This window comes from Pseudoduganella albidiflava, from assembly GCF_004322755.1.
Lineage (GTDB): Bacteria > Pseudomonadota > Gammaproteobacteria > Burkholderiales > Burkholderiaceae_D > Rugamonas > Rugamonas albidiflava.
This window is the reverse complement of the sequence record NZ_CP036401.1, coordinates 5,337,599-5,359,477: the sequence shown is the minus strand read 5'-3', so window position 1 is coordinate 5,359,477 and position 21,879 is coordinate 5,337,599. Positions and strand designations below refer to the sequence as shown.

The 21,879-nt window shown below is 61.4% G+C and carries 16 protein-coding genes; 9 read left to right on the top strand and 7 right to left on the bottom strand.

Annotated elements, in window-relative coordinates:
- Positions 1-123 precede the first annotated feature (123 nt).
- The 3 genes from EYF70_RS22265 (at position 124) to EYF70_RS22255 (ending at position 3,414) form a co-directional block, all read left to right on the top strand.
- Positions 124-1,536 (top strand): circularly permuted type 2 ATP-grasp protein, encoded by a 1,413-nt coding sequence (locus EYF70_RS22265; RefSeq protein WP_131147351.1) that lies wholly within the window; start codon positions 124-126, stop codon positions 1,534-1,536.
- 1 nt (position 1,537) lies between these two features.
- Positions 1,538-2,491, top strand: a complete 954-nt coding sequence (locus EYF70_RS22260; protein WP_131147350.1) for an alpha-E domain-containing protein — start codon at positions 1,538-1,540, stop codon at positions 2,489-2,491.
- 128 nt (positions 2,492-2,619) lie between these two features.
- Entirely contained in the window at positions 2,620-3,414 is a 795-nt protein-coding gene (locus EYF70_RS22255; RefSeq protein WP_131147349.1) for a transglutaminase domain-containing protein, read from the top strand.
- On the opposite strand, the gene EYF70_RS22250 is transcribed toward EYF70_RS22255, so the two are convergent.
- Positions 3,397-4,479 (bottom strand): zinc-binding metallopeptidase family protein, encoded by a 1,083-nt coding sequence (locus tag EYF70_RS22250; RefSeq protein ID WP_131147348.1) that lies wholly within the window; start codon positions 4,477-4,479, stop codon positions 3,397-3,399. The two genes, EYF70_RS22255 and EYF70_RS22250, sit on opposite strands and share 18 nt — an antisense overlap.
- Before the next feature lie 185 nt (positions 4,480-4,664).
- On the opposite strand from EYF70_RS22250, the gene EYF70_RS22245 reads away from it, so the two are divergent.
- Positions 4,665-5,150: a DUF4265 domain-containing protein gene (locus tag EYF70_RS22245; protein ID WP_131147347.1), complete on the top strand. Its 486-nt coding sequence runs from the start codon at positions 4,665-4,667 to the stop codon at positions 5,148-5,150.
- Between the two features lie 282 nt (positions 5,151-5,432).
- Here the strand turns inward: EYF70_RS22245 and EYF70_RS22240 are convergent, their stop codons facing one another.
- Together EYF70_RS22240 and EYF70_RS22235 are read right to left on the bottom strand one after the other, a co-directional pair.
- Positions 5,433-6,206: a hypothetical protein gene (locus EYF70_RS22240; RefSeq protein WP_131147346.1), complete on the bottom strand. Its 774-nt coding sequence runs from the start codon at positions 6,204-6,206 to the stop codon at positions 5,433-5,435.
- 110 nt (positions 6,207-6,316) lie between these two features.
- Complete coding sequence (locus EYF70_RS22235; RefSeq protein WP_131147345.1) at positions 6,317-7,243, bottom strand: PGN_0703 family putative restriction endonuclease; 927 nt, start codon at positions 7,241-7,243, stop codon at positions 6,317-6,319.
- Between the two features lie 297 nt (positions 7,244-7,540).
- Between EYF70_RS22235 and EYF70_RS22230 the strand changes: the two genes are divergently transcribed.
- Both EYF70_RS22230 and EYF70_RS22225 read left to right on the top strand, forming a co-directional pair.
- Positions 7,541-7,981 carry an STY0301 family protein gene (locus EYF70_RS22230; protein WP_131147344.1) on the top strand — a complete coding sequence of 147 codons (441 nt, stop codon included), beginning with the start codon at positions 7,541-7,543 and terminating at the stop codon, positions 7,979-7,981.
- A 189-nt stretch (positions 7,982-8,170) separates the two neighbouring features.
- Positions 8,171-8,542 carry a hypothetical protein gene (locus EYF70_RS22225; RefSeq protein WP_131147343.1) on the top strand — a complete coding sequence of 124 codons (372 nt, stop codon included), beginning with the start codon at positions 8,171-8,173 and terminating at the stop codon, positions 8,540-8,542.
- Positions 8,543-8,678: 136 nt separating this feature from the next.
- On the opposite strand, the gene EYF70_RS22220 is transcribed toward EYF70_RS22225, so the two are convergent.
- Both EYF70_RS22220 and EYF70_RS22215 read right to left on the bottom strand, forming a co-directional pair.
- A complete protein-coding gene (locus tag EYF70_RS22220) occupies positions 8,679-9,152 on the bottom strand; it encodes an AtaL-like protein (protein WP_131147342.1) in 474 nt (157 codons plus the stop codon).
- A gap of 21 nt (positions 9,153-9,173) precedes the next feature.
- The gene (locus EYF70_RS22215) at positions 9,174-10,043 is read right to left on the bottom strand and encodes an SDR family oxidoreductase (protein WP_131147341.1); all 870 of its coding nucleotides are present in this window, start codon (positions 10,041-10,043) and stop codon (positions 9,174-9,176) included.
- Positions 10,044-10,147: 104 nt separating this feature from the next.
- On the opposite strand from EYF70_RS22215, the gene EYF70_RS22210 reads away from it, so the two are divergent.
- The 3 genes from EYF70_RS22210 to EYF70_RS22200 all read left to right on the top strand — a co-directional run bounded on the left by EYF70_RS22210 (position 10,148) and on the right by EYF70_RS22200 (position 18,186).
- Positions 10,148-11,038 carry a LysR family transcriptional regulator gene (locus EYF70_RS22210; protein WP_131147340.1) on the top strand — a complete coding sequence of 297 codons (891 nt, stop codon included), beginning with the start codon at positions 10,148-10,150 and terminating at the stop codon, positions 11,036-11,038.
- Positions 11,039-11,218: 180 nt separating this feature from the next.
- A complete protein-coding gene (locus EYF70_RS22205; protein WP_131147339.1) occupies positions 11,219-14,341 on the top strand; it encodes a hypothetical protein in 3,123 nt (1,040 codons plus the stop codon).
- Entirely contained in the window at positions 14,338-18,186 is a 3,849-nt protein-coding gene (locus tag EYF70_RS22200; RefSeq protein WP_131147338.1) for a helicase, read from the top strand. The genes EYF70_RS22205 and EYF70_RS22200 overlap by 4 nt, the downstream gene beginning before the upstream one ends.
- A 175-nt stretch (positions 18,187-18,361) precedes the next feature.
- Here the strand turns inward: EYF70_RS22200 and EYF70_RS22195 are convergent, their stop codons facing one another.
- Both EYF70_RS22195 and EYF70_RS22190 read right to left on the bottom strand, forming a co-directional pair.
- Positions 18,362-19,312, bottom strand: coding sequence for an alpha/beta fold hydrolase (locus EYF70_RS22195; protein ID WP_131147337.1), 951 nt, complete (start codon positions 19,310-19,312; stop codon positions 18,362-18,364).
- A gap of 122 nt (positions 19,313-19,434) precedes the next feature.
- Positions 19,435-21,813 (bottom strand): TonB-dependent receptor, encoded by a 2,379-nt coding sequence (locus tag EYF70_RS22190; RefSeq protein WP_229420505.1) that lies wholly within the window; start codon positions 21,811-21,813, stop codon positions 19,435-19,437.
- Positions 21,814-21,879: the final 66 nt, after the last annotated feature.

Below are 21,879 nucleotides of genomic sequence, written 5' to 3'. Positions count from 1 at the left end.
TGGCGAGAACTGATGCGATCACTTACCGGGGACAGACCCCTGAGACGCTGGCTGCCGTGGCTGCATCGAGCTTCTGACCCTGGCACGTTTCTTGATAGCACTTTGGCTACGAGGAGGAATTCGATGCCGAACTTTTACGACGAAATGTATTCCACCGAGGCCAGCGTGCGCCCCCACTACCAGGCGTTCGCGCAGTGGCTGGCGGAGCAGCCACCCGGCCTGATCGACCAGAAGCGCACCGAAGCGGAGCTCATCTTCCAGCGCGTGGGCATCACGTTCGCCGTGTATGGCGACACGGCCGGCAAGGAGCGGCTGATCCCGTTCGATATCATCCCGCGCGTGATCCACGCCGCCGAGTGGGCCACGCTGCAGGCCGGCCTGGTGCAGCGGGTGACGGCGCTGAACCGCTTCCTGCACGATGTCTACCACGACCAGGAAATCCTCAAGGCGGGCGTCATCCCCCGCGAGCAGGTCCTGAACAACGCCCAGTACCGCCCGGCCATGCAGGGCATCGACGTCCCCGCCAGCATCTACGCGCACATCGCCGGCGTCGATATCGTGCGGGCCGGAGAGGGCGAGTTCTACGTCCTGGAAGACAACCTGCGGGTACCGTCCGGCGTCTCGTACATGCTGGAAAACCGCAAGATGATGATGCGGCTGTTCCCCGCGCTGTTCGCCAGCAACCGGGTGGCGCCGGTCGATCACTATCCCGACCTGCTGCTCGACAACCTGCGCACCGTGGCGCCGTACGACAGCGCCGATCCGACCGTGGTGGTGCTCACGCCCGGCATGCACAACTCGGCCTACTTCGAGCATGCGTTCCTGGCCCAGCAGATGGGCGTCTCGCTGGTGCAGGGGCAGGACCTCTACGTCAAAAACGAAACCGTCTATATGCGCACCACGCGCGGCGCGCGCAAGGTCGACGTGATCTATCGCCGCATCGACGACGACTACCTCGATCCCCGTGCATTCCGCCCCGAGTCCACGCTGGGCGTGCCCGGCCTGATGGACGCGGTGCGCGCCGGCCGGGTGGGCCTGGCCAACGCCATCGGCACCGGCGTGGCCGACGACAAGTCGATCTACCCGTTCGTGCCGGACATGATCGAGTTTTATCTCGGCGAAAAACCGATCCTCAACAACGTGCCCACCTATCAATGCCGGAAGAAGGACGACCTGGCGTACACGCTGGCGAACCTGCCGGAGCTGGTGGTCAAGGAAGTGCATGGCGCCGGCGGCTACGGCATGCTGGTCGGCCCGGCCGCGACGAGCGCCGAGATCGAGGCGTTCCGCGAGCGGCTGGTGGCCAATCCGGCGGGCTACATCGCCCAGCCCACGCTGGCGCTGTCGGCCTGCCCGACCTATGTGGAGTCGGGCGTGGCGCCGCGGCATATCGATTTGCGCCCGTTCGTCCTGTCGGGCAAGACGGTGACGATGGTGCCGGGCGGGCTGACCCGCGTGGCGCTGCGCGAAGGCTCGCTGGTGGTGAATTCGTCGCAGGGCGGCGGCACCAAGGACACCTGGATACTGGAGAACTGACATGTTGAGCCGCACCGCAGATCATTTGTTCTGGATGGCCCGCTACACCGAACGGGCGGAAAACACGGCCCGCATGCTCGACGTGCGCGTGCAGTATTCGCTCATGCCGCAAACGGCGCTGGCCGCCCAGCAGGGCTGGCGCACCATGCTGGGTGTGTCGGAACTGGAGCAGCAGTTCGATGCCAAGTACTCCGCCCTGACCCAGAAGGAGGTCATCGACTTCATGGTGCGCGATCCGGACAATCCTTCCTCGATCGCCAGCTGCCTGACGGCGGCGCGCGAGAATGCCCGGGCCGTGCGCGGCACCCTCACCACCGAAGTGTGGGAAACCGAGAACACCACCTGGATCGAGCTGCAGCAGCATCTGAAGAGCCGCATGTTCGAAACGCACCCTGGCCAGTTCCTGGAGTGGGTGAAGCACCGCTCGCACCTGTCGCGCGGCGTCACGCTGGGCACCATGTTCCAGGATGGGGCGTTCAACTTCATCCGCCTCGGCACCTTCCTGGAGCGGGCCGACAACACGGCGCGCATCCTCGACGTGAAGTTCCGCTTCCTCGATTCCGATGCGATCAAGGCGGGGCCGCAGGGCGAGTTCTATTACCTGGCGGCGCTGCTGCGCTCCGTGTCCGCGTTCGAGACGTACCGCAAGGTCTATCGCGATGCCATCACGCCGTCGCGCGTGGCCGCGCTGCTGATCCTGGAAGAAAAGATGCCGCGCTCGCTGGTGGCCTGCATGGCCGCCGTGGTGGCGAACCTGCAGGAAATCAGCAACGAGGTGTCGCAGGAAACCGAGCGCCTGGCCGGCAAGCTGCACGCCAAGGTGCGGCTGGCCGTGATCGACGACATCCTGGAAGAAGGCCTGCATGATTTCCTCACGGCGTTCCTGGCATCGATCGAGGAAATCGGCAACGGCATCGGCAGCGACTTTTTGGTGCCGGCCGAAGACCACGCTTGAGGTGTCGTCCTGTACGCAGGATGTCACACTTCTGCACCAGGATATGACGCACTGCACCAAAATGGTAATATTTGCAACTATCGCGCCTTATTGGTGCGCTTATGCCGACAAGTGAAAGCGAGCCTGCCATGTTGTTGCGCACCCGTTGCAACCTGAGTTTTATCGTTGCCGAGCCGACGCCGTTCATCCTGATCCTGCGCCCCCGCAGCGACGCAAACCAGTGGGTGGCGCATCAAAGCTATAACCTGGCCCCCGGCGTGCCGGCGGTGGAATTCGCCGATGCCTACGGCAACTTGTGCCAGCGCCTGGTGGCGCCGCCCGGCGCCTTTTCGATCTACACCTCGGCCGACGTGATGACGGCCGCCACGATCGCCATCGCACCCGGCGCGCCGTTCGTCGACGTGCAGCACCTGCCCGACGAGGTGCTCACGTACCTGCTGCCCAGCCGCTATTGCGAATCCGAGCTGTTCCTGGACATGGCCACCGAGATCGTTGCCGGCGCCGCGCCGGGATACGACCAGGTGGCCCGCATCACCGAATGGGTGCGCGACTCGGTGCGCTTCAATCCGGCGTCGCCCTACAGCCACATGGCGGCGTCCGACGTCAACGAGCGGCGCGAGGGCGTCTGCCGCGACCTGGCGCACCTGGGCATCGCCTTGTGCCGCAGCCTGTGCATCCCGGCGCGCATCGTGGCCGGCTACCTGCACGGACTGCAACCGATGGACCTGCACGCATGGTTCGAAGCCTACGTGGGCGGGCGCTGGTACACCTTCGATCCGACCCAGGCGGGCCCGCGCGGCGGCCGCGTGACGATCGCCCGCGGCCACGACGCGGCCAACGTGGCGATCTTCAGCCAGTTCGGGCCGCCGCTGGAACGCCAGGACATGGAGGTGTCCGTCGATCTCCTAGATGGGGCGCTTTGAGGCGCGCGGCCGCTGGGCACGCACCACCTTGTGCACGAACTCCAGCTTTTCCAGCACCGGCGTGCTGAGCTTGAACGGATACGAATCGGGCATGCCGATGCTGCGGTTCAGGCTGTTGAGCACGTACGTGAGGGCGAACCAGTCGCTCAGGGTGTCGTCGAACGAGGCAACCTTGGTGGGCGGCGCGGTGATGTCCAGCGATGGTTCGAGCGGTTTGGTCGGATGCAGCGACAGGCCGCAGGCGTGCGCGGTTTCCAGCGTGTCCATCATGTGCAGGTAGTGGGCCCAGGTTTCCGCCCAGTCTTCCCACGGGTGCGAGCTGGCGTAGCTGCTCACGAAGCGCGACTCCCAGTCTTCCACCGGCCCTTCGGCGTAGTGGCGCTTCAGGCTTTCGCCGTAATCCTGGCGCTCGTCGCCGAACAGCGCGCGGAAGCCGTCGATGAATTCGCTGTCCACGACCAGGCGGTCGAAATAATAGTGCCCGCTTTCGTGGCGGAAGTGCCCCAGCAGGGTGCGGTAGCGTTCATGCATCTGCTCGCGCGTGCGTTCGCGTTCGGCGGGATCGGCTTCGGCGATGTTCAGCGTGATCACGCCGTTGGCATGGCCCGTCATCACGCACTGGTCGGTGACGCCATCTTCCAGGAACTGGAACGCCAGGCCCGTTTCCGGTTCCTCTTCCTTTGAAGCGGGCGTGAGGTTCAGCGTGGCCAGCGAGAACAGCAGGCGGCGCTTGGCCGTTTCCAGGCGTGCCCACAACACGTGGTTCTTTTCCGACGACAGTGCCGGGATCACGACGGTCAGCTGGCACGACGCGCACAGTTCGTGGGGATCGTCCGCGGGCAGCATCCAGTTGCAGACGTTGTGCTCGACATAGTTGCCGCATTTTTTATACAGCTTGCCTTCGTCGATGCGGTTCAGGCTGCGCCAGTGGCCATCCTCGGTTTCCTCGAAGCTGTTGATGCTGCGCGTGGCGGGCTGGTAGCCCAGCGTGCTGTCGCAGTTGAAGCACAGGGTGTTCTCAAAGAAGACTTGTTGCGAGCATTTGTCGCAATGGAACGTTTTCATGGACAGGTACCGGTGTGAAAGAGGTTGGATTGCGGATATTGACAATCTAGCAGTAAAGGCTGTTGCGTTTCGGTCGTGTCGGACAACGCCTCATATCGTGCGCGGGGGCGCGCATCCTGTAAGCTCGGCGTTGGCGCCCATGGCCAGCTTGGCCATGGAATGCCTTAACTGAAGGGGAAGCTGTCATGCACCATGTGGACGAAGATGGGACGACGCTGATCGCGCTGTTCGTGGCGATGCGGGAAAACGGGCCGGTATGCGAAGAGATACCCGCGCAGAGCCTCGGCGGCAACCAGTATGAATTGCTGTCGTCGCCCGGGCTGGCGCTGAACCTCGCGCGCGGCGATATCGTGGAGATCAAAAGCGGCACGGCACCAGCCACCGTGGTGCGGCGTGGCGGCAATTTCTGTATCCAGATCTATGCCGACGAACTCGCCGCAGCGCATGTCGCGGAACTTCGGGAAAACGTCGGCGAAAAACTGCATGGCACGCTGGACGGCAGCTATCGTGGCAACCTGGCGCTGTCGGTCCCGGCTTCCGCCGGGATGGCCAGTATCTGCGAGGTCTTCGACGGGTTCACCGCGAGGACGGGCGTACCGTGGTATTTCGCGAACGTCTACAAGAACTTCGACGATGCGGAGGATGAGACGCTGCTGGATTGGTGGCAGTGAGGCTGCGCGTTGCCGATGTCTGGTTGAACTCCGTTCGAATAATGGCCTTCCCAGAACGGAAGCCTGTTAGTTCTACCGCTTGAACGTCCTGACGATGTGCGCTCAGTTCGGGCAGACAGGTCTCGCAGCCATGTCGGCTGGCCGCGAGTCCATTGCTTGGCCCTCAGCCGTCGTCAACTTGGTGTTGCGCAGCAGGAGTTCTGATGTGGCAGTGATGGCCGGAGATTAACCACGGCATCTCATCCGATGCATCATTAGATGGTTACCGTACAGGCCGTGCTATCAGCTAGCTGGTTCCAGCTGACCGATTGGCGTACCACCGGCGGACCGAAGCTGGTGCAGCCGCTCAATGACCTTCGTGCGGTACTCGCCATGTCCCCACGACGCCCGGGGGTGCGCGATCCGGAAGCAAGTGATGTCATCCACTGTAAACTCCCACAGCTTGCGGGGATCGACACTGACAGTCTCGTGCCCGTTGAAGTGCTGGCTGAACATGTTCTTGAGCATGCCATCTATGCCTGCATACCCGGTGGAGAAAACGATGGCGTGCGGTTTGAAGAATTTTACCTGCAGCGCCAGCAGTTCGAGGGACACGGTGCTGACGGCGGCAAGTTCCTCCGCCGGGCTGGTCAACGGAGATTTTCCGGCGTAATCCCACGCGAAGAGGTTAGCGTAGATGATCGATTTCGGCGGCAGCGACATTTCCTTCGCGAGCCGGAAATAGTATTGCTTGAACCGGCTCTTGCTGGTCGTCGCAACCGTTCCATCTGGCCGGATGTCCAAGTGCTTTTCATATCTAATTACCGCCTCCTCCACGATCGCTGCGGTAGTTCCCGTCTCGTTGGCGGAGAAAATGCGGCCGAGCGTGTTTTTGCTGTTCGCCGTATTCCAGCCCGAGGTCTCGCGACCGACATGCATGATGCGAAAATCGGCAGCTCGGTACTCGTCGAATGCCACGGGGAGGAACACACCCGAGTACTTGTCATCGGCTAGCGGAAACCGGCTTCTGTCCATCCGGCTCAGGACTTGCTGATACTGTTCCAACAGTTCTTGCATTGTTTTCTTTCGTTTGAGTGGAAAGCAGCTTGCCACGAATGAGATCAGCTTATCGGCCAATGCGACATCACGTGTCGCAGCCAATCGCCGCCTGTCGGGCGTTCACTTCATCAACGCTCGCCATAAGCTCCGGCGCTGAGCCCCAGTGCGCAGTACCGGGCCCACAGCATCATGCTCCACTCGCGCTGCTCCCACGTCAGCTCCAGCCGCTGCAACGCCTCGATGAAGGCCGTGTAGGTGACGACATGGAACGAGCTGTCGCCGTCCCGGAGCATGGCGCGGAACGCTTTGCCGGTAGCGATGGCGCTGTCATCGCCGGGCTCGCAGAACAGGCCCGTCATCCGGAACGCATACTTCTTCTTCTCGCGCACCTGGTGTTCGGCGATGAGCTGGTTGCGGAACAGCTGGTTGAATTCCGGCTTGATGCAGGCTTCGTATGGCACGGTGAACGCCTCGCATGCCGTTGCCAGCTTGCGGTAGTCCTCCGTGTTGTATTCCGTAGGCGAGAAGGGCTCGGTGAATTTGCACTCCAGCCCGAGCAGGCCGCTGCGGCCCTGCGATGTGATTTCCAGCGCCACGTCGAACGCGGAATTGTCGATCCAGCTGTCTGGCGCATATTCGAACAGGATGGCCGTGACTTCGTCGACGCCGGGGAACAGCGCCTGGACCACCCGCGTCGCCAGCGCCAGGTCCTGCTGCAGCGGACCGAAGAAGTTGAACACCAGTGGCTGGCTGGAGAGCAGGTTGTTGAACAGGCGGCGCTGGTCGATCAGGCCACCCGATGCCTTGCTGCGCGCGGCCAGCGTTGCTTCGACGGCCGCCACGGTGCCTGGACCGAACAGGTTTTTCTTCGAGATTTCGCCGCCATCCAGCACATTGCAGACGGTCTCTCCGGCGCGCAGCGGGTGGGCACCGGCGGCTTCCGTCAGCACGAAGGTGCGCCACCAGCCCTGGTGGAAGCGGATGCGGCGCTTGCGCTGGGATTCGTCGGGCAGGTTGCCGACTTGCTGGTAGAGACTGGGGTGTTGTTGGTGCATTGGTTCGTTCCTGGTGGATGGCGGGTGGCGAGCTGAACGCTGGTTAGAAAGCTGTGTGTGCTTGGGATGGCGGCAGCATGAACTGCGTACCGACAAGGCATGTCGCAGCCAGCGATTCTGCTATTTTCCATCTTGGCAAAAGATATTGTCAAAAGAAAATCCTGTGCAGGTGGCAGGATTTGTTTTTGCCGGGATGACTGTGCCCTGCACATCAGACGGTGGGGAGGCAGATTGTTGCCAGTGATCAATGTATCGAGGCCGGGCAGCGCGCACTATGCTTGCTTTGCCGGTGATCGAATGACTTCGAACCATTTTCCTCGCTATCTTCTCGCCGCAGCGTTGACTCTTCAGGCGGCAAACGTCGCGGCGCAGGGCAAGCACATCGCTTGTTCATCGCAGATTCAGCCGCAAGCGATCAAGGTTGCAGCTGGCGCTGGCTGGGTACCCCATGTCGAGTTCCCGTTGCAGCTTTACTCGGCGGGCATGTCGTCCGGCCCGCCCGGCAGCCTGCTGACCCTGCGTGGCGAAGAACTACGCAGGACGGAGCACGTGATCTCGACGAGATATGCCTTCGAACCAGGCGCGCCTTCAAACCAGGCGTGGCTCGACTGTGCGTACGGAGAGGGTGGCGAGATTTCGATTTCCCAACGCCTGAGTGATCGCATCAGGGAATGCACGGTCACGAAGTTCAGGCCGGTGGCTGGTGAGCCACGGCGTATTGAAATACGGTGCAGGTAGATCACGGGTCACGACGGAGACCGCTTCGTGGACATAGTGAAAGAAGGCGATGACCCGATCATCCGGGTCAGTCCGGCGCAGGATGAACGGCTGGTTAGCCTGTAAATCCTATTCAACGATATGAACATTCTCGGCGTGAAGCATTGGGTCAAGACGCTTACTTTCATGCCATTCCACCAGGAGTTCGATATGAAGACATTGCTCGCCATGGCACTACTTGTGCCAAGTGCTTTAAACGCCGAAGAAGCGGGCGAATGGACTGGTGCCAACCGGCCTTTGACATCTGCGAGCTACCTTATTTACTCGGGCGAAGCGGGTAACAGAAAACCGCCGACAAACTCCGACAAAAAGCTGGCGATTGCCATCCGCGGGCAAGCTGCCAGGCAAATCTTCGAGTCCATCGGTCCAGATGTGAAAGGCGTAATTTGCAGCGCCGAGGAGGGCGAGCGGATGAGAAGCAAGGGTGAGATATGGTGCTCCTACATGCCAGGCGACGGGTATATGTGCTTCCTCGGGTTTGATCTAAGGACGGGGCAACCGCATCCCGGTGGAAGCTGTTGAATAGAGCCCGCATGGGGCTGTTCCGCCCTGCATGATCAACCAGCGCGAGATCATCACGCAGGAGCCAGCCCCGCATCGAATGCCGAGCCACCGCTAGATGAACAGGCAGGGGCCGCGCTCCCTGCCAGCACCAGCATCAAAGCCGTCCTTCCCCAGCCAGTTCCCGAGTCCTCTGCAACGTCGACAGCAACGCGGTCCGATAACCCTTGTCGCTATCCATCCAGGCCTGCTCGGCCTGTTCTTCCGTCCCACCAGGCTCCTTCCCCCGCAACCCCAGGTAGCAGTAGAACCGCAAGTGCAACGCGCCGGTTCCATCCTCGAACAGCTCGTTGACGATCACGCCTTCGCGCGGCCCGCTGGCCTGGAAGAACGACACCTTCGCCATGGGCTCGAAGCTGATGATCTCCCGTAAAGCATCCCCGGCAATGACGGCCTCGCGGACGATATGCGTCGCACTCTCCTCGACGACATCGCAACACGTGCACAAGCCGGGCGGCAGGAACAGGCGCGCATCCCGGGCCTTCGATACCAGCCCGGCCCACGCCTGCGCACGCGTCAGCGGGGTCGCGCCCTCCGGATTCACGGGAACGGTCGCAGTCGAATAAATCATGATGATCTCCTCAAGAAAAGGTCAGGCCGCGGCGGCCACGCCAGCAGCGAATTCACGGTAGGAGCGCAGCGGCCGCCCCAGCATCTCCGTCAAGCGCGCCACATCTCCGGCGCCGGGCAGCATGCCGTCGCTGATGAAGCGCTCGGCCATCAGGCGCATGTCGAACGCCATCCATCCCGGCATGAAGTTCCGCAGGTTCCGCTCGAATGCGGCGGTATCGTCGCCGCCGTAACCCACCGGCCGCCCCAGTACCTCGCTCCAGATGCCAGCGATCTCCGGGCCGGTCAGCGTGTCCGGTCCGACGAGGTTGATGCGTTCGAACGGCAGCGCTTCGTTGGAGCGCTCGCGCCGCAGCAGCTCGATGGCGGCGATCTCGCCGATGTCGCGCGCATCGATCATCGCCAGACCCTTGGCGCCGACCGGCATCGGATACACGCCATGGCCCAGCACCGCATCCTTCACGGTGAGATCGTTGTCGATGAAGTAGGCGGGCCGCAGCACGGTGGCCTGGAAGCCCATGTTTTCCAGCATCCGCTCGACGCCGAACTTGCCGGCGAAGTGCGGCACGTTCACGTACACGTCGCTGTGGATCACCGACAGGTAGACCACGCGCTTCACACCCGCGGCGCGGGCCACGTTCAGCGCCACCAGTGCCTGGGTGAATTCGTCCGGCACCACGGCGTTGAGGAGGAACAGCGTGGTGACGCCTTCGAAGGCGCCGCGCAGCGAGTCCACATCGAGCAGGTCGCCCTGTACGACTGTCACCCCGGCGGGGAAGCTGGCCTTGGAAGGATCGCGAACGAGCGCCCGCACGCTGGCGCCGCGGCGGGCGAGTTGTTCGACGACGTTGCGGCCGACAGTGCCGGTGGCACCGGTAACGAGAATGGTCATGATGTTTGCTCCGTAGTGGTAGATGACGGTTCCCATGGTAGGTATTCCACAGCCGGTCCGATAGACGGTATAGTTGGATGGACTGTCTCACTGGTGGAACACTTATGGACTTGCTTGCCCTTGCCGATTTCAATCTCGTTGCCCGCCACGGTGGCTTCGGCCGCGCCGCCCGGGCTACCGGACGCCCGAAAGCCACGCTGTCGCGCCGCGTGGCGGAACTGGAAAGCAGCCTGGAACTGCGCCTGTTCGAACGGGGCGCACGCACGTTGAAGCTGACGGAGGAGGGCAGGGCACTGTTCGAGCGCACTGGCGCCTTGCTGACGGAGATCGACGAAACGGCGGCCGCGATTGCCTCGGGCGGCGACCGGCCGCGTGGCCGCCTGCGCATCAGTGCGCCGCTGCTGTTTTCGCAGACCGCGATGGGGCGCCTGGCGGCGGGGTTCGCGCTGAAGTATCCAGATGTGCGGGTCGAGGTCACCACGGAAGACCGCTCCGTGGACATGGTGGAAGAGGGCTACGACCTGGTCATCCGCGTCAATCCGGCGCGGGATGAAAACCTGGTCGGCCGCATCCTGCTGCGTGACCGGCTGGTGGTCGTGGCATCGCCTGGCCTCGCCCGGCCAGCGGATGGTTCACCGGTGCCCGCCGTGGTGCGCGGCGCGGGCGACCGGACCGCGGCATGGGAAGTCGCGGGCCCGGCGGCCCGGACCAGTATCGCCATCGATCCGGTGCTGGCACTGTCGTCGCTCGTGATGGTGCGCGACGCGGTGCGAGCTGGCGTCGGCGCCGGGCGCCTGCCCATATCGCTCGTGAGCGGCGACCTGGCGGCTGGCAGGCTAGTGCATTGGGGCGACGTGGAAGGCCCTGCCATCGAACTGTGGGCGCTCTATCCGAGCCGCCGGTTGCTGAGCGCCAGGGTGTCCGCCGTCCTCGATTTCCTGAGGGAGGCTTTTCCGAAGGGGACGCCGGACGAGCTGGCGGCGTTCATTGGATGAAGGTCGGAAGAATTCATCAGCATCACTCCCAGGAGGCGCATACAGGTCATAAAAAAGTTCAGCGCGCCTGCTCTTTTTTTAAGCAGTGTTGGTACACTAGGGTCACCCAAAACGAAAACCCCTCGCATCGAATCGACGCGTTGGGAAGTGGCGTAGCTGGCCAATGAAAGGAGCTGACTCATGTCCTCCGCGATCCGCGGTGGGTCGAGCGTATCCGCGCGCGACCGTACCCCTTCTCTCCAACTCGCCAAGCTGGCCGACCTGGTCGCGAAGGCGGTACCCAAGGGGGAAGGAGGCATCTCCGCGATGCCATTCATGCGATTGGAAGGCACGACCCTTCACCTGAACACACGAAGCGTGATCCAGCGACTCGTGGCCAACCCTTCGTTCCAGCCCGAGTTCGTGCCAGGCACCGAGACTGGCTTCATACGGGATGTGGAAATTCCTCCCTTCGGTACTACTGCCAAGCTTGGTGGCCGGCTTGTGCCGGGTTCGGAGCCGGCCACGGCGCATGCTGTCGAGAAGCTGCGCGACGCAATCTCCAGCGAGCTCGACGCGTTGATGGCTGACGTTGACTTCAGCGCCTTGACCATTCCCTCCCTGAGCAAAGCGCTCGAAGTCCTTGCGAAGAGTGTCGGTGAGCGCGTGCCCGAGTTCCCCAAGACCGCGACGATGGTACCAATCCAGTTCGCCGCTCCCGGCCGTAAGTCCGATGAGCGTTCGAAAGATGTAGCGCGGGTACTGTCGGCAATCGAGACCATAGACGGCCGGAACTGGCTCGACGTACTCCTCAACGGCATTGCGACGAAGTTGCGGAAAGATGGACAAGAGGAGATGTTTATCGAAGAGGTTGTTACAGCCGTTCGAAGCCAGGGCACGCGACCTGGGAGTCAAATTCGACAGCTGTTGGACTTCCTGGACGACGAAGCTTTGTCCCGCGTGCGGCTGCAGGTCACCTTGCGCTTGATGGAGTGTGTCGCCGCGCAGAGCAATCGGCCCGGGATGAAGGCGTATGTCGGCAGGGTGCGCGAGTGCTTCGATATGTTCGCCGGTATCGAGGCGGATTCGCTGCTACTCGATGTCAGTTCTGCGTACGGTCTCGGGAACAACTCCGAGTTTGGCGACCATCTGCGCAAGGCTCTTTTCTATCATTGCCTGCCTGCGTGGGCTGAGTGGTCGGTTCAACTGTTCGAGACCCGCACTGAGCCGGCCCGTGGTTTTAACACCGTTCGTGAGGTGTCGTACCGTTTCCGGGTCAACGGCCAGAATCCGCAATCAGGCATGTCCGCCTTTGACACCCGGCTTTCCCGCATTCATGAGCGCGTACTGGCCGCGCCAGGGCCAGAACAGAATGTGAAGAGGCCGGTCGCCGAACTCATACTGCTTTATCTCGTCATTCCCAAGTCGATCGATGATGCCGAAGCGCTCGACCTGGGAGCAACGGCTGCGAGTATCGCGAGCCAGCTCAAGCTCGACCCTGTCAGGACGCTGACGATTTTGCACGACCGGCTCACCCGGCGGTCCAAGGCCATGGACGACATCGCCGACGAGCTGGTGTCCGTGCTGCAGACGAAGTCTCGTACCCTGGTGGACGTTGTCAATCGCGGAGTCGACAAGTTCACGGTAGCACTGGGCCGCGAAATCGTGAACTGGGACGCGGTGGAATCGCTGACGTCATCGAAAACGAATGTCCTGAAGGAGGCTGAAAAAGGCCCGAACTCGGTTGTCTGGTTTGCCCACTTGACGATCTCGGACATGCCTGTTGTTCCAGGCAGTATTGCAAGCTACTCAGTACAGACCCAGCTCCAGGAGCGGTCCTTCACACCTTCGGGGGATGCGGAACAAATCACCATTGAGAGAGATTTGTCTTCCGCGGTTCTGCCGGTGCGCCTCGTTCCATTCCGCTGGACGAAAGAAAAGCTGGACTGGTCAAGCGATATCCCGAACGAAGCCGCATTCATGGCCGGCGCGGGAGTCCAGGTCGAGTACGACCTGAAAACGCTCAAACTGAGCCGGGTCGCCGAGGTGGACAGGGCCCGGAGCGAGCAACTACGTGCCGCGGTTCTTACTGCATTCTCCTTGCTGACTTATGTGGCGCTGTGGGAGGTAGTGAGGCGTACTGCCACGGCATTGAACCGCCCCGTTTCGATGACGATGGTGCGGCTGCAGCACAGCGGGAAGAAGAGCTCGCGGGAAGAAGACGCGCATGATGGCAATACGGCGATCTATTCGGTAAGCCAGGCCCTGGAAAAAACGCTTTCGCGTGAGCTGCCGGTCAAGCTGCAAGGTCTTACAACTTTGGACCGCAATCCTGCCGACGGCTATCGGTGGAAGAAGCGCGGTGCTCTTCACGCACTGCTCGGGAGCCAGCCGGTGAAATTCGACATGCCCGGAGAGCTCGAGAAGGTGGCGCTCGTCACCTATGTAACGCGGCCATGTGACCTTTATCCGGGCCACGCGGATGCGGATGGCTTCCTTTTTATCAGCCGCACCTACAAAGCTTCCAGGGAGAACGGCCAGGGAGTCGTGCGTTTCGACCAGATGCAGTCGCGGGTTGTCGATACTCGCAAGGACTTCAATACGCCGCAGTCAATTCTCGAGGAGATATCCCGCCTGCAGAAGGATGGGTTCGAGCATATCGTGCTTCTGTCGCACCACTACGGGAACCGGCATATCGGGCGTGCCGCGGAACGGCACTCGCCCCATGGCACCTTGGAATTTCTCGACGACGCCGCAAAGCGCTTCCCTGGCGTATTTCTCTATACACTCCGGCGAGACGTCTTCCCGGCCACCAGGCTACGCCGGCGCGCCAGCCACGAGAGCGCGTTTGAAGTCGTGTCTTTCAAGGACCATCAAGCAATGTATGACGAAATCGCCCCCGACGTGCTGCGTAGCCTGATGCCGATATATACCTTTGCGACGCTGTCGGTGGTGGGTGAGGAGTCACGCCCACAGTCTGGATTTTGCACTTACTTCTTCGATGTGGAACAGCGGCTATCCGATATGCAGCTTAACGAAACCGTGCGTCAGAACATTCTCGGTGTCGGTGCTGGAGAGGGAGTGCGCAAGTCGCTCGTTGCCGTTTTGCGCGCGATTCATTTCATGGAAAGCGAGAAACCTTCGGACAAGACCCACTTGTTGCCCGTGCTCGATCCTTTCGACTGGTCATCGCCAACAACGACCGCGGCGGCAGGCGAAGTCGAAATCATGAGCCGTAGAGGAGGCCGTTCGGTATTGCTGTCGGTACCTGCAGTCCTGGCTCACGTAACGAAGGTCCTGCACAAGGACAGGGATTTGGCATGAGCCAGCTATCTTTCCAACAGCAAGCGGCGATCTGGGGGCAAGCCTACGAAGTTCTGGTCAAGCGAGGCGTGCTCGCATGCTTGATCGAGTTGAAGCTGTTGCCACCGGAACATCCTGGCTTGCTTTTGTGGCGCGAAACCCGGCTCCTGAGCGTGTCAGCCTGTGTCATCCGCGAGCTTGACCTGCTGGATGAAACTTCGCGAGACGTTGTCAAGGCGGCGATCGAGCATATGGCTCTGACAGCATATGGACTCGGATATACGGCGATGCGTGAATATCTGAAGCCTTTGTGCAGGCGCATAGAAGCCGGTAGCCTCCGCTTGCGAGCTATCTGGTGCCCGTTGGCGCTACCCGGCAGTTCCAGTGCTCCGGCAGAGGCCCGGCTCGCGAATCGTCTGGCGTTTGTAAAGGAGTTCGGGCTTTCTGGTGCCGCCGATCCTGCCCTGTCTGCAAAGGGAATGCCAGCCAATGCCGACTTCCTGCTTTGGTTATCCGGGGATTCGCGTGAAGACCACCTCCTGGTGCAGGAGTACTCGTACGATATGCCTTCCGAGCTCGGTGATTTTCGCGACCAGGATGCGCATCTCGACGAAATCGTCAGGCATCGGCGTTTCGTCGACTCACGCAGCGTCTTTGCCCGCGTAGCCGCTGAAGTCGATGGCGAACGTTTCGAGCTATCGAGCGACATCCGAAATCACCTGAACGCACTCTCTGGCCACGACAAGCCGCTCTACAAGCTGTGCCAGGCCAGCGCTTATGGCGAGTCCACCATCAGGACACTTCGTGCCGCCGGTGTCATGGCCAATCCCTGCGTCGTTCGTGCATTGGCCATCACACCGAACGGGCTCGAAAGCCTTGCTGCCCGTTTCGATGACCAGCAAGGAGGCACTGACCGCGCGCTCATGGAGCAGATGGCCCATGCATACCGCCACACAAAAAAAATGGCCGATGGCGACGAGGATGGCTTGACCGAGCAAACGGAAGCAGTGTTCAACAGTGTGTTGCGAAAGCTGCCGGCCGCGCTTCAGCGTGGCATGAAAGGTCTCCGCGCCATGCCGAAGCCGGGCGAAGACTACCAGTTCGATTTCCACGAGAACCTGCCCAGGTTCGCGAACCCGATGGAGAAGTTCAGTTTGGCGGCGTCGCTCGATATGGTCGAGCACGACGCCGAACTTACCGATTTCCTCGGCCAGCCAGCGAAAGTCGCGATGTCCGCAGCCTTTGCAAAATACGATGTCGATGGCCAGGGTATTTCACTCAGGGACCTGCATGCCGCTGCGGTCGTTGCCGGCATGGAGAGAGAGGCGGCCGGAAAACTCAATGTCATTGCGCTGGAGGGGAATCCAGGAATCGGCAAGACGACGGCGGTCCGCAAGCACCTGGGAGCAAAACAGGAGGGCTATTTGTTCCTATATGTGAGCCCGCGAGTCGTCATCAACCGTGATGTCACGGAAAGCCTCGCACGCTACGAGGGCGAGCCGACCGGCATTCTCACCGTTACCACGAACGCGCAACTGATTGCTTCCGCACAGCGGTGGCATCTGCAGCAGGTAAAGGAAGGCAAGGCACAGAGCCGGCATATCGAAGGCGCGGTCGTAGCGGACGGTGTTCGTAACCTGGTCAAGCCTGCGGCTGGCACCATTCTTGTGCTGGAACCAGAAACTGAGCAAGAAATCGAGGACAACTTCGCCAGCAGCAGGATAAGGAAAGATACGCTTTCGGAAAATGAAGACCGGGTCAGCGAGAAATCGCTGGTTGGCGTTCTCAAAGGAATGGCAGCGACAACGCGAGAGTTGCTCGTGTTGAACCCGAACGTGAATCGTGTCGTCATGACCGCCGCACTGCAAGGATTCCGGGATCGGGGGGGCGGGAAAACGACCATGGACGCGCTTTCCAGCCTCTTCAATAATCCTTGCAACCATGTTCACGCGGCCATCAAGGAACGAAAAAAGTTCGCAGAAAGCATCCCGAACATCGTTGTCATGGTCGACGAATTGGCAGGCGATGGGGCGGGCGCGCCTTTTGTGCACGCGGTAGCGAAGTGGCTCCGTAACGAGTTCATACATTGTTTTGAAGACGAACCCAGTCCGTTTACGGTGACACTAATTGTCTCTGACGCGTCCCTGGGCAACGAGGTGGTCCTGGACCGATACCTCAACGCCGGCGATCGTACGCCGGACAAAGTGCTCATCTCTCGTTCAGAGGGCGACCGTGCATTTCGCATCGCAGTCACCGACATAAAAATTGGCGGAGTCAAGACAAAGACATTTCATGTAATGACCAACAGCTATCCCGCGAGTGAGCTGGGGATTCATTATCGCGTTCGGATGACGTCAATCCATCCTGAAGAAACCAGCCAGGGCCTGCTGGAAACTCCTCGCCAGGCGATTCGACGCGAAGCCGAAGCGAAGCTTCTGGAGTCCGCGGCTGAAGAAATCTGCCACGCCTTGAGTAAAGGTGCCGCGCAGGTAATCTATTTCGCTCAAGACAAGCTGTTTTTGAGCAGTTTGAAAGACCTCCTTGCCCGCCGGAGAACGTTTGGGCTTGGCGATGAGAATGTGCAAATTCTGGACTCGTCGGTACCAGGTTGGCGCAGGAAGCAATTGGTCGAGCCCGAGACTCGCGACGAAGTTCGGGTATTCCTCATGACGTCCTCCGGCGCGCGGGGTGTCTCGTTCCCAAAAACTGACTGGATTATCGCGACGGTTCCTCGATTCAACATCGAAGCGGCCTTGATGGAAATCGCTCAGTTGATCTATCGCGGCCGTGGTCAGTATCTAAATGAGGAGGGGGTAAAAGTTTCCGGGGATAGTGTTCCCCGGCAGTTAGTGATGATGGTCGACGACTTCATCATTGGCGATGGTCCGACGGACAAGCGCCAGTGGTTGCGGCAGTCACTGGATTTGCTCACCCTCCTCGTGATGCTGCGGTCGACCATCTATACGCGCATAACGGGAGACGCAGGCTTGCGGCAGCCTTTGGCACTCGTACCTGTCGGGGCGGTCGGTACCGAAGAACTGATCAGCATCATGTCCCAACACGTGAGCAATTTCCTCAAGGAAGCCGAAGTACTCAAGCTTCGAGGAAAGGATCCGCTCCGGGTTGGCCTGGTCAAAGCTGCTGGCGCAAATATTGTCGAGCTATTCTCCCGCACGAAGCTCCAGGCCGTGGGTAAAAAGGATGTCGATAGCCGGACTGTTGTCAAGGAATCTGAACTGTCATCAATGCGGGAGTTGGCCACGAACGCCATCTCCCCTTTACTTTGTTACAGCGAAACGAGCAGTTTCCCCGACCATACATATTTCGCGGGGCCAGTGATTGTCGAAAATTGGGGGGCCTTCGCAAAGCAGGAAGTTTTCACTTTCGAAGGGCACGAAGCCGAGACTGCCCAGTCGACTCGCAAGCTACTCAACCAGCTTTATCAAATCGATGGAGACAAGGGCTATCCGAACACGCTCCGTACACCTGCCAAGTCTCTGGCAGAGCTGCTGCGTCGCGACAATCAGGACTCAGCTGTTGAATTCAGTACGTTGAAGGACCTGAAATCGCCCAACACCTGGGTCGCAGTGCCCGCAGGTTATCTGCAGTTCATGCAAGCGGAAGTGGCTAACAGTGGACTGTTTTTCGAGTTGCGCGACTCGGACCTTTGGCTCAACGCTCTCAGCAAATCGTTGTGCGTCGGGTCTGCGGCGATGCCACCCATCGCACGATACAGGTCCTTCCCGTGGTGTGCCGTAGTCGGAGTGGTTGAACCGCTCAGATTGGCACAGGTTTTCGATGACCGCTACTTCATGGCTTCGAATGAATTAAATCTGTTGAATACCTTGCTGCTCTCTGAGCGCTAGGGCGCGAAACTACGGCCCATGATGTCGATACCATCCTGCTTGGATTGCTACGTCTTTCCATAGCACTGTATTTTTTTCTATGCCGTGAGGAAGCACTCCCAAGCGACGCTGGACGAACTGGCGGCATTCATCGCATCAAGCCCGGTCCACTCCCGTGGGCCGCGAGGCACCACCCTCAAGACCGATACCGCCCCCACGAGTTCCGCTCCAAAAAATCACCGATCAGCGGCACCATCGCATTGAACTTGTCCTCCAGCGCATAGTGCCCCGTATCGAGAACATGCAGCTCCGCCCTGGGCAGGTCGCGCAAGTAAGGGTGCGCCCCCGCCTCCGGAAAGATCGGATCGTTCTTCCCCCACAGGATCAGCGCGGGCGGCTTGCAGCGCCGGAAGAATGCCTGGAATTCCGGATACAGCGCGACATTGCTGCCATAGTCGTGAAACAGGTCGAGGTGGATATCGCGGATACCGGGCCGGTCGAGCAATGCCTGGTCGATCATCCAGCTGTCCGGGCTGACGCGGGCGATGTCGCTCATGCCATCCATGTAATGAAGCCTGGTCGTTTCCAGCGTGACGAAGCGGGCAAGCGCCTCGCGGCTGGCCTGCGATCCATCCGCCCAATAAGCCTTGAACGGATCCCAGAATGCGCCCGCGATGCCCTCGTCATAGGCATTCCCGTTCTGGATGACCAGTGCCTGGATACGGTCGGGGTGCGCGAGTGCGAGCCGATAGCCGATCGGGGCGCCGTAGTCCATCAGGTACATGCTGTACTTCATCGCGCCCAGCAAGACCGTCAGCTTGTCGATGATGGTCGCCAGGTTGGCGAAGGTGTACGCGAACGCGGACCGGTCGGGCACCCCGCTCTGGCCAAAGCCGGGATAATCGGGCGCGATCACGTGGTAGCGTTTCGCCAGCACGGGAATGAGGTTGCGGAACATGTGGGAAGAGGTTGGAAACCCGTGCAGGAGCAGGAGGACCGGCGCGCCCACCGGCCCGGCTTCGCGATAGAACACCTCCACGCCATCGATGTTCGCCGTCTTGTAGCGAACGATCGGCAATGCCGCCGGGGCGGGGCCTTCCACGACCTCCGCGCAGTCGGCTTGTGAAATGTGGTGAAACTCTTTCATCGAGTCCTCCAGGAGGGAAGCGCCGGGCGTACCTGGCTCCGGCGCTTCCGGAAGGGGCATGCAGGCTGCTGAACAAGTGCCGGTGCGATCCGGACCAGGTAAGCTGCGTTGCAGTCACTTTCTCAAAACTTCGCCGCCAAACTCACCCCGATACTGCGCGGTGCCACGCGGTACCCCTGCACGATCGACGCCACCTGCGGATGCTGAATCACGGTATCGTCATCCAGCACATTCTTCACGAACACGCTCAGCTTGTACCGCGAGAACGCCAGCCCGCCACTCAGGTCGGCGGTGTGATACGAAGGCCGCTCGTAGTCGATCAGTTCCGGATTGAGCGAGCCCTTGCTCGGTCCCACCCACTGCACCCCACCGGCCACGTAGCCGCTCATGCTGCCACCCACCGCGAAGTTGTATTGGGCGGTCACCGAGGCGTTGTACTTCGGTACCCCCTGCACCTTGGCGCCGCGCACCGCGCCGATCACGCCGTTCTGGATCCCTTCGTCATTCGACAGTTCGGCATTCACGTAGCCACCGGCCGCGCCCAGCGTGAGGCCGGGCAGGGGCTTGGCCTTGATGTCGATCTCGACACCCTTGCTGACGGCATTGCCGGCGTTGGCGTTGTAGGTGTACGTGCAGGTCGGCAGGTACACGCCTTGCTGGATGTTCTTCCACTTCGCGTAGAACAGCGCGGCGTTCAGCGACAGCCGGTTGTTCAGGAAGCGCGACTTGCTGCCCATCTCGTAGTTCCACAGGCTGTCCGGTGCATAGGTCGCCGGGCCTTCGGCTAGCCCGTTCGCTTCCAGGTCGGGGCCGCAGGTGGTGGGAGGCACGAACACGTTCGAGCCGCCCAGCCGGAAGCCCTTGGCCACGGTGCCGTAGACGGTATGGGCGGGATCGACTTCCCAGGTCACCGCGTATTTCGGCATGAAGGCATGCGACGACAGGCGCGCGCTGCTGTTGTTGCCGGCGCCTGCGAGGTACAGGCCGTTCTGCTGGTCGAGCGTGGAGGTGCCCTTCAGGTAGCGCGCGCCCACCGTCACGTGCAGGGTCGGCGTGAAGTAGTAGTTCGCTTCGCCGAACACCGAGCTTTGCTTCTCGTGATAATGGAAGATGCCCATGAAGGCGTTATCGTTCGGGAAGGCGTTCGGCCGGGCGTCCGGCAGCAGGTCCGGGTCGGCGCTGCTGAAGCCGAACTGCGCGAACGTGTCGTTGACGCCGAAGATCGGGTCGTTCTCGTTGATGTTGGTGTGCTGGTTCGATACGTACAGGCCGGCCAGCCAGGTCCATGGCGACAGGGCCTGGCCGTACTTGTCCGCGATATACGGCCGCGACGCCAGGCGCAGTTCCTGCGACACCTGCCGCACCCGGTTGTTCAGCAGCACGGCGGAGGGCAGGGCGGCGATGGCCTCGATCAGCTCGGGCGGCGCCGTGCCGCCGTCTTCCGTCGAGGTGAGGAAGGTCGACAGCGAATAGCTGTTGTAGGCCGAGCCGTTCTGGGTGCGGTCGAACTTGCGCTTGAAATGGCTGGTGCTCGAGGTGAGGTCGGCCCAGCCCAGGTCCCAGTTGACCAGCACCGTGGCCGTCTGCAGGATGTCCTTCGACGGTTCGCGGATCTGCTTCCGCGCCTGCCACTCGGGCAGTTCGATGTTGAAGGCCGAGATATCCTTGGCATCCACCTTCTGGTAGTACACCGACGGCGACACCGTCAGCCTGGCGGACGGCTTCCACTTCAGCGCCACGCGCACTTCCTGGTCGTCCACCCGGTTGATGTCCTTCGCCAGCACGGCGCCGTCGCCGTCGACCTGGTCGATGAAGCCGCCGGCGCGCTGGGCCTGCACGCCGACGCGCAGCGCCAGCTCGTTGGCGACCAGCGGCAGGTTGGCCACGGCCGATGCGGAATAATTCATGCCGCCGCCGCGCAGCGAGGACGTTTCGGCGTAGGTCTCGAATGCGCGCTCCTGCAGGTCCGGCTCGTTCGGCACGAACTTGATGGTGCCGCCCATCGAGCTGGCGCCGTACAGCGTGGCCTGCGGTCCGCGCAGCACTTCCACGCGGTCGATGTCGAAGAACTTCGGTTCCACCGCGCCCATGGTGTACACATTGCCGACCGTGAGCGACACGTCGCCCAGGTAGATGCCGACCGTGGCCGCGCCGGCGCCCGAACTGATGCCGCGCACTTCGATGTTCGACGTGCCCGGGCCGGCGCCGCCATTGCCGGTGGCCGCGGTGAACGAGATGTTGGGCACCACGCGCGTGAGGTCGGTAATGTCGTTGACGTGCTGCGACTGCAGCTGCGAGCCGCTGATGGCGGAAATGCTCATGGCCACCTTGGCCGGATCTTCCTTGCGCTTTTGCGCCGTGACCGTGACGACTTCGATCTGGCTGTCCTGGGCTACCTCCTGCGCCGCCTGCTGCGCAGCCGCCATCTGGGGATAGAGCGCCGCATGGATACACATGGCGGCAACGGAACGGCGCAACACGACAGGCGGGCGAATTTTCATGGGCATGTTTTTATGTGGCTGGAGAGAGGGCGACAGGGCGCGGCCGCGCGGGCGGCCGCCGGGTCA